Consider the following 15,226-nt stretch of genomic DNA (forward strand, 5'->3'; position numbering starts at 1 on the left):
CTGATGCCTTGAATATGGGTGCACTCGACTCGTGAAATATCCGGGCTATAGTCTCGTTCACGATAAAAACATGAATCGGAACACAGCATCATTAGGGGCACAACTATGGGGTACGACGGGCACTGCTTGTATCTGGTACTACAAGGGGTACGACGGGTATTGCCTGTAACAAGTACAACAATATCGCTGGGAACTTCTTCAGGGCCTGTAAGGCGCCCTTGGAGTCTTTTCCATAAAAGGGGGGAAAGGAGACACACGTCCCGTGCCTTGTACAAGAAAGGCAAAAAACATTGTTCTCCAGAAAAAGACACCACTGCCTGTGCTGATTAAAGCAACCCGAATATAAATCAGTCGGGCTGTTGCGAAATTCATATTTCTCAATTTCGCCAAAAATTATTCTATGATTACGCTGATAAAGCGACGCGAGGTGCGCGTCATAATTGATCCACCAAACCAATTTGAAGTATTGTTGTCTCGTTTTTATTCTTTTCTGTCAACACAAAAATAAATTATCCTTCAATAAGCTTTTGCAAGCGCGTAAAGGTGGCTAAAGCTATCTTCGGAAGCCATCCTTTATAAAGGATATTTGCCTCGTCATCATCCATGCACTGCTGGACAATAATGAGTGACCCATGGAGGAATTGACCTGTGTCATCCATAATTCGAGGGACGAAGGGCTATGTCGCTCTGCCTGTCAATTAATAAACCAATCAGGCGCTGGGACTCTGGCTTTCATCGGTTCCATGGCGCAGGAGTAGGCAATTTATGGCCGGGAGGGAATAACAGATGGAATTCTCAGATAAAAAACTATTGACATACGGAAAGGATGGTTTTATCGTTGGGACTAATAACTAGTTATTATTCGGTATAAGTAGCGACCCGACAGGATGCGGGAACATCCTGCCAGGCCTCACCAAAACAACCTTTAGCGGAGGTCGTCATGGCTAAGCGATTTTTTACACCACCCCCAGATCCATTTCAAGTCGTATTTTCCTCATCACGCGAAACCCCGCAATCACTCACCCGGCTTTACTGCCGCTTCAAATGGCCGTTACCGTTTATTTCCTGATCGCCGGATAACGGAAAGGCGTGCCTTTGGGTGCCGATGCATCTGGTACTTTCCTTCGGTTTCACTTTCACGAAGGAATATCCTGCCAGGCTCACAGAGGCACGTTCGCCCGGAATCCGCCATCAGCAAGGTTAACAAGAGAAGCAAAACCCGTTTACGCGTCTTGCGCTCCCTGACTGGCCTGCTGAATGGATCGGACATACCGTCGATGGACATCTGCGCGTAAAGCACGGCTGGTAAGGCTCCCCCGGAGATTTCACGAGAAAACGTTCAATCACGGTTTTCTCACCCTCCGTGCGAGCCGGTCTATGTGCCACGAGGGACACGAAGCGACTTCTATTTTCCTGACAAACACCCTCTACTTCTTCCTGCGTTTTTCTTCGTGTCCCTCTCCCCTACCCTGCGCGGCATGCCTGCTTACCGGCCAACAATCGAACTTCCTGCCACTCTTTTTTACAAACGGGCCTCGCCAGCACATTGGCTGCCGGATGCACACGATGCCCGAAGAGGAGACCAACCATGAACACCACGGAATCCCAGCATACTACCGATATATTCTCAGGGACTGAAATTCCGGCCCTGTGTGATGCCATCAAAGATATCCACAGGCTTCTCAAATCCGTCGGGGAGTTCCTGACCGAATTTGAAGGAGCCGAGGACTCCAATGGCAATGGGCTTCAACTCGATTTTAAAAAATGGGGGATCAGAACCATCACAGAAGACCTGCTGGAAAGGCAGTATCGGAAAATCGACAGGATCGCTGAAATCTACAGGGAAGAGCAGCGCAGGATGAAGGAGGGAAAACAGGTAAAGCAGGTGATAGGTGAAGTAGGTCATAGGCCATAGGCCATAGGCGCATTGTAATGAAGGATACGTGCTATGGAGGAGGGAGCGGAAAAAAAGGATGGGGGGCATGGTGTTGGCTGTGGCTCCATCATTAATATAGTGAATGCCTTGTTTGGGAACGGCATGAAATAAGCCGAACCGAGATGCTGCGAATGGGTTTGGCTTTTTGAAAGGGCATCGGCATTCGTGCCGCACGGGAGTGCGGCGCTCCAAAACATGAAAAACGGTGGGGAACGCCTTACCAACAATTCCACGAAATCTGGGGTATACCCACACCCCGTAGGGTGCACTCTGTGCACCATGTTCGGGGAACAAAAGGCCTCGGCGTTACCGAATATCAGGGGGGATTGAAGGGCGTCATTTTGGTGCACGGAGTGCACCCTACAGTCTCTGGTGCTTCGGGCGTTTTTGGTCTGGGATTGGGAACTCCTTACGAACAATTTCACGAAACCTGGGGCAGGCCTACAACCCCGTAGGGTGAACTCTGTGCACCATGTTCGGAGAGTAAAAGGCCTCGGCGTTACCGAATATCAGGGGGGATTGAAGGGCGTCGTTTTGGTGCACGGAGTGCACCCTACAGCCTCAGGTGTTTCGGGCGTTTTTGGTCTGGGATTGGGAACGCCTTACGAACAATTCCACGAAATCTGGGGTATACCAACACCCCGTAGGGTGCACTCTGTGCACCATGTTCGGGGAACAAAAGGCCTCGGCGTTACCGAATATCAAGGGGGATTGAAGGGCGTCGTTTTGGTGCACGGAGTGCACCCTACAGTCTCCGGTGTTTCGGGCGTTTTTGGTTTGGGAACGCTTTACGGCAGGGGTATAGAAAACGTTGCAAGCCGGTTTGGCTTTTTTTGGGGAGGGCGTTGGCATTCGTGCCGCACTGGAGTGCGGCGCTCCAAAGCATGGGGGATGGATGCAACAAGGGCCACACGTTTTCACCACTCACCACCTGCCATTTGCTATAGAAGCGATTGAATGTTCCGCAAGCGGGCTGTCATCTCCTCCAGGGCGTTTTCAGCGGTGCCGATATACTTGCGCAGGTCCGGGGCCTCCTCCACATCGTATGAGGTAACGGCTCCGGCAAAGGTGGCATCCACGGCGACATCGCCCACGGAGACATCCATGAGCTGCAACTCCTTGAGGAGCCGACGCAGGGCGGTGCGGGCGTCCTCGTCGTCCGTCATGGGCATCAGGACCACAAACCGCTTGTTTCCGATAAGGCCTAAAGAATCCGTATCCCGGACGATACCCCGGAACGAAGCAAGGACCGCGGTTGTGATGTCCATGGCTTTAACTGTCCCCTTCTTCACCGGTTTCGAGACCTTGGCACTGATCACTTCAAACAGGGCAATGGTAAAGGGGGTTTTATACCGATACGCGCGCTGCAACTCCTTTTCGATAAAGTACAGGGCATTTTTCTTTCCCAAAACCCCTTTGGGCAGAGACTGCGGGGCTTCGGGGGCGGGCTCTTTGACATCGGCGGGGGCCGCGACCTGCTGCTCTTTGACGTCGCTTGCCCGCATCTCCTGAACCGACTCCCTGGCCTTTTGAAGGACGAACTGAAGGTCCTCCATGCTGTCGATGGTCTCTTCAAAATAGGAAAGCACATTGGTGGCGTCCCCTTTGAAACCTCCCACCGACGGAAAGGTGCGGAGTTCCCAGTCGGACTCCAGCTTTTTCAGGCACCCTTCAAGACGCCCGTTCAAACGGTTCACAACGGAATCCATCACCTCGGACGAGATCCCTCGCCCCCTTAGATTCTGGACGATATCCTGCTCCAGGCGGGAAATGACACCCTGAAGGTGCTCATCGCCTTCCTTGCCGTCTTCCCCGATGGCATCCAGGGCCATCTTGCCTCCGATGCGCTCGATGTACTCCACAAGCACTTCGGTAAGTGTGCCGTCGTCCCCCCGGGCTTTACGGATCTCCGAGGCCAGATAGATCAACTCAGCGGCACCGCGGGGATCGTCGGTGATCTCATTGAGGAGTTCCTTGCCCTGGAGCCCGATGGATTCGGCCCCTTCGGCGATGGCGTCCATCACCTCCCTCCCAGCTTCATATCCCTGAAGCATCTCCGAGAGCAGGACAAACTCGGTGAGGGGCATGCCTTCTTGCAACAGCATCCGCTCAATTCGAGGCAGGAGCCGGACCAGCTCATCCGGATCGGGAAGGATCCGCTGGATAATCTGGGCAAGGCGCTCCACGCTGATGCTCCCTTTGCCGTACTCCCGGCGAATCAGGTCCAGCATCACCTTGTCGGTCACCGAATCGGCTTTATCCAGAAGCCCGTGTTCAAGGGCCCCTTCCACTCCGGTTGCCTGGCGTGACGCCACGCGGTCGCGAAGTTCTCTTTTTAAATGGTGCAACCCTTTCAACAGCTTTTCAACGGCCTGGTTGTCCATCCCCCCCAGCTGCTGCCCCAGCTCCCCCTCCAACCTGTCCAGCCCGCCGGCAAAAACATCGGTGGCCCACCCCTCGGTGGCTCCGAAGACCTCCCGAAAAAGACCGGTGCCCGATCCTGCCGTGTCCGATTCGATCAACCGCTCAATGAGATACTTCTGAAAAGGAGAGGTGCCGCCCAAGGTCCCTTCGGCATCTGACTTTGATACCACCGTCTCTTCCTCGGTTATTTTCCGGTAGACGATGTGGTTCACAGAGATACTTGTGACGCCCTGATTTTTCAGAGCATTTTTCATGGACGCGGCATTGGGAAACCGTTTGGCATCGGTGAGGATGTCCAGCAGGAGGTTCACGTCATCCAGGGTAATCTCGGCGGCAAAGGAGATGGACTCCACACCGGTCTCTTTAAAACTGGCAGCAATTTTGGAAATATTGATCTTCGGGTCCAGGGCCTCTTCATCCACGTACAGGGCTCCCCGGTGGAACACGATGGCAATGGGGGAGACTTTGCTGAGCTCAGCACGGAGCACGCGATGGAAGTCCCCGGCCGACTGAACCGTGGTGGGGTGGTTGGTCTTGTACATATGGGCCCGGTTGAAAAGGAGAGAAAAGCTGCGTCCTACCTTATCGGCAACCTGTTTTTTCTGTGGATTTTTTCGTTTCATTCGTCACCCTGCCTGGTCCGTGAATTCCCGGTTCTCGACCCTGTCGCCCCTACCTGTCCTAACCCGGATATTTCATAAAAAATGATCACAGCAAAGCAATAGGAGTTTATTACAATTGGTTACTGCGGAGATTTTAGATATGTCTACGGCACAAAATGTAATGCGTGATTTTCTCACCCTTGTGGCTAAAACCCTGAAAGATAGGCCGCCATCTCCTCTTTGAGCTCCCCGCAGGACGCATACCGATCCTCCGGGTCATAGGCCATGGCCTTTTGAATCATGGCATCGAAGCGCTCATCAAGCTGCGGATTCAACGCGGAAAGGGGGCGGGTAAAAATCCCCTCTTTGCGTTTCACCTTTTCACGCATCAGCTCCACCGGCCCCTTGACCTTTGGAAAAGGCAGAGAAGGAACCAGCAACTGGCTCATGGTCACCCCAAAGGCATACATGTCGGACCGCCCGTCGACGTTTCGGCCCACAATCTGCTCCGGGGACATGTATATCGGCGTCCCCTGGATCACGCGCCGGGTTTTTACGTCCTCCTTCAACACCTTGGCCACACCGAAGTCCAGGACAATGGGCCGTCCGCTTCGCTTTTCCATGAGAATGTTGCCCGGCTTGATGTCCCGGTGAACGATCCCCTCGGAATGGGCGTAGTCCAGCGCGTCAAGGATCTGAAGCCCTGTTTTCAAGGCGGTTTTTACGGGAAGGGTCCGCTTTGACGGCAGAATATTTTTCCTGGCGGTCTTCATCACATGAAGCAGGGACTCCCCTTCCACCAGCTGCATGGAAAAGTAGAGAAACGCATCGGTTTCGCCCACCTCATAGACAGGGATGATATTCGGATGGTAGAGAACAGCCGCCGATTCGGCTTCACGCTGAAACAAATCCGATGCAGACGGGGTAATCAGGCTCTTGGGAAGTACCTTTAAAGCAATGCGCCGCTTGAGTGTCCGCTGGTATGCAATGAAAATAACCGCCATCCCACCCCGCGCCAGCTCCCGAACAATGGTGGATGATCCCACTTCCATGCCGATGAGATGATCCGTCTTAATGGTATCTATTGCAGCCACGTGTCCTGTCCCGATCCCATCAGGAGATGCAATCCCCTTATTTTGTCTGAATTTTGTTTTGTGTAGGTGATCAGTATAGCACAACGCGTTCAACAGGGCATCAATTAACAATACGTGAGCAAGGGGCGACAGCAGGATTAAAAAGACAGTCAACAGGTTATCACGTCGCCGGGTTGATGAATCATTCCAATCATGCAGTCAAAGATGTATACTGGAACTTACATACAACTCAGGTAAGGCGACGACACACCGTCCCGATCGTTCCTTAAGAGTTCCTCGATTTCCTTTTACCCAGGATTCTCCATTAACCGTCTCCCCCGGGCCTTTTCAGTCAAAAAAACTCGCTCCGAGCCCCCTTTTTGTGTTAATTATGATTTTCAAGGAGGCACTATGCATTCATTAAATACCGGAGATGTGTTAACCCGCGTCACCCGTTACAACCTGATGCGAAACGGAAAATCGCTGTTTATAGATGTCCATGAATTGATTGAAGGAACCCTTATCGGGCGCTTTCTGGCTGTCCCCAACCTCGTGATGATTCTTGCGTCATCCGAGTATCAAGGTGTCGGCGATACACAGGATGAGGCACTGGAAGACTGCCTGTCCAAAATTCAGGGACTGGCGGTTGAAGACATTTTCCCATCGCAGCCATCAACCTAAACACCCATGCGCCACCTTCGTGTGGCGCACCCTTACCTGTCAGACCCCCAGACGAAGGATACCCTGCAACCATGAAAAAACGTTTCCTTGCGGTGATCCCCTGCATTGCCCTGTCCTTTCTGTTTGTAACGCCGGTTTTCTCCGAGCAGAGCAAGGCGCCCATTTCGCCAGAGGACTATTATATCACCCTTGCGCCGCTGCCGGAATTCAAGCAGACCTGCGTAAGCATCATTGCAAACCTCAAGCGGCATCACTATCAGGAACTGACACTGAACGACGAACTGTCGAGCAGGATATTCGACAACTATATTGACTCCCTGGACAAAGGGAGAGCCTACTTCACCGCAGCCGACATCGCTGCCATGCAGCGGTACCGATACATTCTGGACAACGCCCTTGCCCAGGGAAACCTCCAGCCCGCCTTTGACATCTTCAACCTCTACCAGCACCGAACCGTGGAACGGTTTGCCTTCATGGCAAATTTCCTCAGCTCAAAGGTGGATACCCTGGACTTTACCCGGGACGAGACCCTCTTGAGGGACCGGGAAGAGAGCCCCTGGTTCTCAGATAAAAAAGCCCTGGACGACCTGTGGCGACGCAGGCTCAAAAACGAACTCATCACAAGGCGCTTGTCTGAAACCGACACGGACAAGGTGGAAGAGAACCTGCTTAAAAAATACACCAACAGCCTGAACCGGTCACGCCAGATGAAGAGCAGGGATGTTCACCGCATTTTCATCAACACCTTCACCGAACTCTACGATCCCCACACCCAGTACCTTCCCCCGAGGGCTTCCGAAGACTTCAACATCCACATGAGCCTCTCCCTGGAAGGGATCGGCGCCCTGCTCCAGATGGACAACGAATACACCAAGGTGGTGAGCCTGGTGAAAGCGGGTCCGGCCGAAAAATCCAACCTCCTGAAACCCGGTGACCGCATCATCGGCGTCGGCCAGGAGAACGAAGAGATCGTCGACGTGGTCGGCTGGCGCCTCGATGATGTGGTTCAGCTCATCCGCGGTCCCAAGGGCACGGTGGTCCGCCTGCGCATCATCCCCGCAGACAGCGCCGACTCCGCCATGAGCAAGGTGATCCCCATCACCCGCAACACCGTCAAACTGGAAGACCAGGCCGCCAGCAGCAAGATCCTGGACATCCCCCTGGCTGACGGAGGCACCCACCGCATCGGCGTGGTTACCATTCCGGCTTTTTATGCGGATTTCAATGCCCACCAGGCAGGGGCCCCGGACTACAAAAGCACCACACGGGACGTGCGCCGCCTGCTTGAAAAGCTGAAAAAAGAAAACATCGACGGCCTGGTCATCGACCTGCGCGACAACGGGGGCGGAGCCCTCACCGAAGCTGCAGCCCTCACCGGCCTGTTCATCGACAAGGGCCCCACCGTACTGGTACGCGGACGCAGAAACCGCGTGGAGTCCTACCCCGATCCGGAACCCGGCATTATCTATGACGGCCCCATGGCCGTTCTGGTCAACCGCATGAGCGCTTCGGCATCAGAAATTTTTGCAGGGGCCATCAAAGACTACCGTCGCGGCCTCATCGTCGGCACCCAGACCTTCGGCAAGGGAACGGTGCAGTCCCTGCTGAACCTGAACCGGGATAACGGGCAGCTGAAACTCACCATCGCCAAATTCTACAGGGTGTCCGGAGCCAGCACCCAACACCGCGGCGTGCACCCCGACGTGGCCTTCCCGTCCGAGTACAACCTGGAAGAGACCGGGGAAAGCTCCCTGCCGGAAGCCCTTCCCTGGGACACCATCCGCCCCATACGCTACAAGCCCTATCACCAGGCAAGCTTCACCCCCATTGTGACCCGCATAAAAGAGCTTCATGACAAGCGGTCCGATGCGTCGGCGGAATTTACATTCCTCAAGGGCTACAACGCCTACGTGGAAACCCTCCGGCAAAAAGACCGCATCGCCCTGAATGAAAAGGTCCGCAAGGAAGAAAAAGAGGCCAACGAAACCTTTTTCCTCGGCCTTGAAAACGACCTGCGCGTGGCCCAGGGGGAAAAACCCTACAAAGACTACGAAGCCATGACTGCAGCACGCAAAGCGGAAAACGAAGAGAAAAACGACTCAGAGGACGAAGAGGAGGATGACGACGACACCCTCCTCGAAGAGTGCGCCTATGTGGTCTCCGACTTTGCGAGGCTTTTGGAAAAATAGGCTTTGCCAGTGAGTGGTGAATGGTAAACAGGGAGCCGTGGCGGAGTCGCTTCGCTCCGGCAGGAGACACCGGCCATGGACAACAAAACATAAACCGCTGATTATAAAACAAAACCATTTTTGATGGGTGGCGAAACAGGCAATGCAAACCTGACATCATGAAACGACCGGAATCCGTAGGGTGCACTCCGTGCACCAAAACGAATGCCCAAAAGGCCCCTGACGCCTTGGTAAAACCGAAGGTCTTGGGGGTACCCGGACATGGTGCACGGAGTGCACCCTACAGGCTGGAGGCCTTTCGGGCGGGCATCATTAGCCCCCGCCTATTTTGAGGGGCGACACCGCGGGGGAAATTTCGAATTGTTTGGTGCCCTACAGGCTGGGTGCCTCGCGTCAGATTGCCATAAATACCGCTACCCAAAGCTTCGGTTATTTTATTAATCGACACAAGCGAAGCCCGTCCCTCAAGCCAGGACCAAGGAACGCTTTTGTTTTAACCTATTCACCATTCACGACTCACTATTCACCATTTTACAAACCAACGGATGCCGCCTTGAACTGGATTGCCTGGATTATACTGACTGCCCTGCTGGCCCAAACCCTGACCCATATGACAGCCGATGCCCTCAACCTTCGCGGCGCCGAAGTCATTCCACCGGAGCTTGATGACCTCTACTCCACCGAGGAAGGGCAAAAAGCAAAAGCCTACCTGAAAGCCAAAACCCAGGTGGGATGGATCGAAAGCACCCTCTCCCTCGGCCTCTTTCTTCTTTTCTGGTTTTTAAAAGGGTTCCCGTTTCTCGATGGCCTCGCCAAGGGATTCGGATTCGGACCGGTCCTTACGGGACTTGTGGCCTTTGCCCTTCTCGGGGCGTTAAAATCTCTGTTCAACCTTCCCTTTGCTCTCTACGGCACCTTTGTCATTGAAGAGCGGTTCGGGTTCAATCGAACCACCTTGAAAACCTTTATCCTGGATCGAATCAAGGGCATGCTGGTAGGCGTTGCCATCGGCACGCCTCTTCTGGCAGGTATCCTCGCCTTTTTCCAGCATGCGGGAAGCGGGGCCTGGGTGATGTGCTGGGCGGTGGTTACCCTGTTCATGCTGGGGGTCAACATCATCGTGCCCACCTGGATCATGCCCCTGTTCAACACCTTTACCCCCCTGGAAGAAGGAGACCTGAAATCACGCATCATGGCGTATGCGGATACCATCGGGTTTCCCCTGCAGAAAATCTTCGTCATGGACGGCTCCCGTCGGTCCACCAAGGCCAACGCCTTTTTCTCCGGGTTCGGAAAATTCCGGCGCATTGTCCTCTACGACACCCTGGTCAACAATCAGTCCACTGAGGAAGTCCTTGCGGTCCTCGCCCATGAAATGGGGCACTTCAAGCTTCGGCATATCCGAAACGGGCTCTTCATCGCCATTGCCCACACGGGTATTCTCTTTTACTTCCTCTCCCTGGCATTGACCCTGAAGCCCCTGCATGCGGCGTTTTTCATGCCCACCATCGAGGTGTACGCCGGCCTGATCTTCTTCTCCCTTCTCTACACCCCGGTGGAATTCCTTCTCGGATTTCCGCTTCAGGCATGGTCCCGGGCCAACGAATACCAGGCGGATGCCTATGCGGTTCAGACCTCCGGTCTATCTGAGGCTCTGGTCTCCTCCCTTAAAACGCTTCACAAAACCAGCCTGTCCAACCTCAACCCCCACCCGCTGCATGTGGCCCTGAATCACTCCCACCCGCCGCTTCTCCAGCGCATCAGGAAAATCCATCAGGAGCGTTTGACACCCCACCCCTGATCCGTCACAAACAGCGATCAATAAAGGGGGCCGCGAAACCTTCCCGTCAGGGTATGGAACCAGCCGCTGCCCCCTTCGGTGGGCCACGTCGACACGCCCTTTCCTTCAATTCTGCGGAAAAATAAAAAGAGAAAGCGGCCACCGGAAAAAGGCCAAATCCCTTTATTTACGTCAAACCGTTTTTTCCTTATTTAGATATATTTTTTTTGACAAATACTGGCACAGCAGGTATATCAAATTAACTTTATCCTGTCCGGTTCATGGATAGTATGCCCAATAATCAGTCAGCAATAACCCTCTATCCAAATACGATCCAGCTTCACAAGACAGGTTGAGAATCACCAGATAACTTGACTGCCATATACTAACTCTTATTTCTTCCATAAGGGTTTTCTTACGGGCCGTGGAAACAAACAATTGCTTGCGTTACTAAGGTGTTGCAATCCGCATACCGACATAACGGTTCATCGCCGTCACAAGCGAGCCCTGCGATTGTATGAGGTACTACTTCCGAGGCCCCTGAACCCCTTCACACTCAGGGAGGTAACCTGCCGTTATGTCCATGGCCGAACTCTCATCCAAAGAATTTCTCTCTCAACTTGCATCCAAAGCCCCGATCCCCGGTGGCGGTGGAGCCGCAGCCCTGGGCGGTGCCGTCGGCATGGCCCTCTCCAACATGGTCGGCAACCTGACCACAGGCAAAAAGAAATATCAGGACGTGGAAGAGGAAGTGCTGGAACTCCTCAAAAAAGGCGACGTGGTCATCCGGGAGCTTCTGGCCCTCATCGATGCCGACGCCGAGGTGTTCAAACCCCTTGCCAAGGCTTACAGCCTGCCCAAGGGCACCCCGGAAGAGGCCCAGACCAAGGCCGAAACCATCGAGGCCTGCTGCAAAACAGCGTGCAGCGTTCCCATGCAGATCATGCGAAAAGCCTGCGAAGGCATCGCCATCCACAAGCGCATGGGGGAAATCGGCACCGTCATGGCGGTCTCCGATGTGGGCTGCGGCGTGGTTTTTCTCAAAGCCGCCCTCATCTCCGCCCAGCTCAACGTCATTATCAACCTGAACTCCATTAAAGATGAAGACTACCTTGCGGCCACCCGCAACGAAATGGATATCCTCATGGAGCAGGGAACGGTTGAGGCGGATGACACCCTTGAAATCGTGATGGAAAAGCTGACGAAATAACACAGCGGGTGTCAACGAGATATCACAGGAATCAATTTCATATGGGCTCCTTCATTTCTGGAGACCGGAAAGGACGACAGACATGGCTGAACGTTTAACTGGCAAACCCGTGGCCGATGCGATTAAGGCCTCCCTGACGGACAAAGTGACCGCTCTCAAAGCCAAAGGAACCACCCCGAAACTTGGGATTATCCGTGTGGGCGCGCGCCCCGACGACCTGTTTTATGAAGGCGGCGCAAAAAAAACCTGCACCGCCGTGGGCATGGAGTATGAGGTATTTGAGCACGACGAAGCCATCACCGAAGCCGACCTTGAAAAGGCCGTCACCGAGGTAGGCGCACGCAGCGACATCCACGGCATCCTCATGTTCGCGCCCCTGCCCTCCCATCTGGACGAAAACAAGATCAAAAGCCTGATCCCCGTGGAAAAAGACGTGGACTGCCTCAGCCCCATCAGCGCCGACAAACTCTTTGCAGGCAACGGCTCCGGCTTTCCCCCCTGCACACCCACGGCCTGCATGGATATGCTCGCCCACTACAATGTGCCGCTCCAGGGACATAAATGTGTGGTCATCGGGCAGGGCGCCGTGGTTGGAAAGCCCGTCTCCTACCTGCTCCTTAAAGCCGGAGCCGCCGTCACCACCGTCTACATCGACGAAACCGGCACCCTGTGCGTGGACGAACTGGCCCTAAAAGGCGGCTCCATGGAACTTGCCAAACGCCTTCAAGGCGTCACCACCCCTGAGATCTGCAAGGAAGCGGACGTCATCGTAGCCGCCGCAGGTGTCCCCCGCCTTGTCAAAGCCGATGCCGCCACCGCAGGCCAGACCTTCATCGACGTCGGCATCAACGCCGACCCGGAAAACCCCGGAAAATACTGCGGTGACGTGGACTACGCCAACGTGGAGCCCATCGTGTCCCGCATCTCCCCAGTCCCCGCAGGGGTCGGCTCGGTGACCACATCGGTGCTGTGCAAGCACACAGTGGCAGCGTGTGAGAAAGCGTAGCAGGGACAGGTTATAGGGCATGGGCCATAGGTAAATCATATCGCAACCCCAAAAGCCGCTGGAGGCTCTCCAGCGGCTTTTTTTCACCGAACATGGTGCACAAAGTGCACCCTACGGGGTGTGGGCATGCCTCTGATTTCATGGAATTGTTCTTGAGGCGTTTCCACGAAAAAACCAAAAACGCTCGAAACACCGAAGACTGTAGGGTGCACTCTGTGCACCAAAATGACGGCTTTCGATCCCCCCTATATCCAGAGAGACCAAGGCTTTTATTCACCGAACATGGTGCACAGAGTGCACCCTACGGGGTGTGGACATGCCTCTGATTTCATGAAATTGTTCTTGAGGCGTTCCCACAAAAAAACCAAAAGCGCTCGAAACACCGAAGACTGTAGGGTGCACTCCGTGCACCAAAACGACGGCTTTGCCCCCCCCACTGAATCCAGAGAAACCAAGGCCTTTATTCACCGAATATGCCCTGCGGGGTGCGCAGATACCCTTGGTTTTATGGGGTTATTCGTAAGGCGCACCCCCACGCCCACGCTGTTCAGCAGTTCCTTACCGAAGAGAGGAGCTAAACTGTTATGTCCGACTATCGCCGCGCAAAGGAAGCCGGAGGTACGTATTTTTTTACGGTGCTCACCTACAGGCGTCAGCCCATCTTATGCGCAGAAGATGTTCGAAATGCTTTGCGAGACGGCATCAATCATGCCCGGCACAACCATCCTTTCACCATCGATGCCTGGGTGTTGCTTCCCGATCACCTTCACTGTATCTGGACGCTGCCCGAAGGAGATGCAAACTTCAGCCTCCGGTGGGCAATAATCAAACGTTTCGTGACAAAAACATGCGGAGCAACACGGCAACGTAACGAGTGGATGGGCGAGTCCAAAAAACGCAGACACGAATCGACCATCTGGCAACGCCGTTTCTGGGAGCACCAGATACGTGACAGCCATGATTTAGAGCGGCACATGGACTATCTCCACTACAACCCCGTTAAGCACAACCTTGTCTCCCGAGTCAGCGACTGGCCCTGGTCGACCTTTCACAGCTATGCACGGCAAAGCATTTATCCGCAGGATTGGGGGCGGGATTATTCTGTGAATGCGGCACACGATTATGGCAAGCGGTGAAAAGAATATCACGCAGGTGTCACGGGATTTATCCTTATGGATCAGACAACGGCTGTCCACCCTGATATCCATAAAGACCAAGGCTTTTGTTCCCCGAACCTGGTGCACAGAGTGCACCCTACGGGGTGTGGGCATGCCCCCGGTTTCGTGGAATTGCTCGTGAAGCGTTCCCACACCCAACCAAAAATGCTCGAAACACCGAAGACTGTAGGGTGCACTCCGTGCACCAAAATGACGGCTTTCGATCCCCCCTGATATCCAGAGAAATCTATGCTTTTATCCCACGAACAGGGCCCCCCAGAATTCTCCCTACAGGCTGAGGGCCTCGCGGCACGGTGTCATGACCTATGACCTATTTTCCTATGACCTGTCCCCCCCCTACTTTTCCTCTTCCACCCTCTTCTTCCACTTGATCCGCTCACTCTCCGTCCAATCGATACGGCTCCAGAGGCCCTGGAGAATACTCACCTCTCGTTCGGTGATGTCGCTCTGCCCGAAAATCCGGCGGTAGGTTCGCAGGAGGTGATCCGGGCTCAAGGGGTCCAGGTATTCGATGTCAAGGAGGGTCTTCTGCATGTGGCGGAGCATGCGCTCAAGGGATTCGTTGGTGGCGGGGACCCGGGTCTCGATCCCCTCAGGGGTGGGGCCGGCAAACCGTTTTCTGACCTCGTACATGCAGACGGTGGCTGCCTGGGCAAGGTTCATGGAGGGGTAGGCTTCGTCGGTGGGCAGGGTAATAAAGTACTGGCAGAGATCCAGCTCTTCGGTTTTCAGGCCTTTGTCTTCCCGGCCGAAGACCAGGGCGGCGTTGACCTCATCACCCATGGGATGAAGCTTTTCCGAAAGCTCATCGGGGGTGAAGAAAACATTTCGGTATTTCCCGAAACGCCGAGTGGTGCCAAAGGCGTAGTGGACCCCTTCCAGGGCTTCGGCAAGGGTATCCACCACCACGGCTTCCTCAAGGAGACGCTTTGTTTTTACCGCCATCCTCAAGGCATCCAGGGACAAATGATCGCACTGGGGGTTCACGAGCACCAGGCGGCTAAAACCAAAATTCATCATGGCGCGAGACACCGAGCCTATATTCAAGGGGCCCTGGGGCTCCACCAGCACAATGGAAATCTGCTCTGTTTTCATACAACTCCTGATTACGCAATCTTAGGATAAAAAACGCTCTTTATAGCATCCC

General features: G+C 54.2%; 10 protein-coding genes. 7 read left to right on the plus strand and 3 right to left on the minus strand.

Annotated features, from left to right (window positions below):
- Window positions 1-1,588 precede the first annotated feature (1,588 nt).
- Window positions 1,589-1,915 carry a hypothetical protein gene (locus BLQ12_RS07130; protein ID WP_092209723.1) on the plus strand — a complete coding sequence of 109 codons (327 nt, stop codon included), beginning with the start codon at window positions 1,589-1,591 and terminating at the stop codon, window positions 1,913-1,915.
- 962 nt (window positions 1,916-2,877) lie between these two features.
- Here BLQ12_RS07130 and BLQ12_RS07135 read toward each other — a convergent pair.
- Window positions 2,878-4,983, minus strand: coding sequence for a nucleotidyl cyclase domain-containing protein (locus BLQ12_RS07135; RefSeq protein ID WP_092209725.1), 2,106 nt, complete (start codon window positions 4,981-4,983; stop codon window positions 2,878-2,880).
- A 185-nt stretch (window positions 4,984-5,168) separates the two neighbouring features.
- Window positions 5,169-6,056, minus strand: coding sequence for a serine/threonine protein kinase (locus tag BLQ12_RS07140; protein WP_139163888.1), 888 nt, complete (start codon window positions 6,054-6,056; stop codon window positions 5,169-5,171).
- Between the two features lie 390 nt (window positions 6,057-6,446).
- Here BLQ12_RS07140 and BLQ12_RS07145 point away from each other — a divergent pair, with 390 nt between their 5' ends.
- The 6 genes from BLQ12_RS07145 (at window position 6,447) to BLQ12_RS07170 (ending at window position 14,037) form a co-directional block, all read left to right on the plus strand.
- Window positions 6,447-6,716 carry a hypothetical protein gene (locus BLQ12_RS07145; protein WP_092209728.1) on the plus strand — a complete coding sequence of 90 codons (270 nt, stop codon included), beginning with the start codon at window positions 6,447-6,449 and terminating at the stop codon, window positions 6,714-6,716.
- Between the two features lie 71 nt (window positions 6,717-6,787).
- Window positions 6,788-8,905 (plus strand): carboxy terminal-processing peptidase, encoded by a 2,118-nt coding sequence (locus BLQ12_RS07150; protein ID WP_092209730.1) that lies wholly within the window; start codon window positions 6,788-6,790, stop codon window positions 8,903-8,905.
- A gap of 553 nt (window positions 8,906-9,458) precedes the next feature.
- Window positions 9,459-10,706, plus strand: a complete 1,248-nt coding sequence (locus BLQ12_RS07155; RefSeq protein ID WP_092209732.1) for a M48 family metallopeptidase — start codon at window positions 9,459-9,461, stop codon at window positions 10,704-10,706.
- A gap of 556 nt (window positions 10,707-11,262) precedes the next feature.
- Window positions 11,263-11,895 (plus strand): cyclodeaminase/cyclohydrolase family protein, encoded by a 633-nt coding sequence (locus BLQ12_RS07160; protein ID WP_092209734.1) that lies wholly within the window; start codon window positions 11,263-11,265, stop codon window positions 11,893-11,895.
- A gap of 82 nt (window positions 11,896-11,977) precedes the next feature.
- Complete coding sequence (locus tag BLQ12_RS07165) at window positions 11,978-12,901, plus strand: bifunctional 5,10-methylenetetrahydrofolate dehydrogenase/5,10-methenyltetrahydrofolate cyclohydrolase (RefSeq protein WP_092209736.1); 924 nt, start codon at window positions 11,978-11,980, stop codon at window positions 12,899-12,901.
- A gap of 584 nt (window positions 12,902-13,485) precedes the next feature.
- Entirely contained in the window at window positions 13,486-14,037 is a 552-nt protein-coding gene (locus BLQ12_RS07170) for an REP-associated tyrosine transposase (protein WP_092209737.1), read from the plus strand.
- 378 nt (window positions 14,038-14,415) lie between these two features.
- Here the strand turns inward: BLQ12_RS07170 and BLQ12_RS07175 are convergent, their stop codons facing one another.
- Window positions 14,416-15,174 (minus strand): RNA methyltransferase, encoded by a 759-nt coding sequence (locus BLQ12_RS07175; protein ID WP_092209739.1) that lies wholly within the window; start codon window positions 15,172-15,174, stop codon window positions 14,416-14,418.
- Window positions 15,175-15,226 lie beyond the last annotated feature (52 nt).

This window comes from Desulfoluna spongiiphila, assembly GCF_900101345.1.
GTDB lineage: Bacteria > Desulfobacterota > Desulfobacteria > Desulfobacterales > Desulfolunaceae > Desulfoluna > Desulfoluna spongiiphila.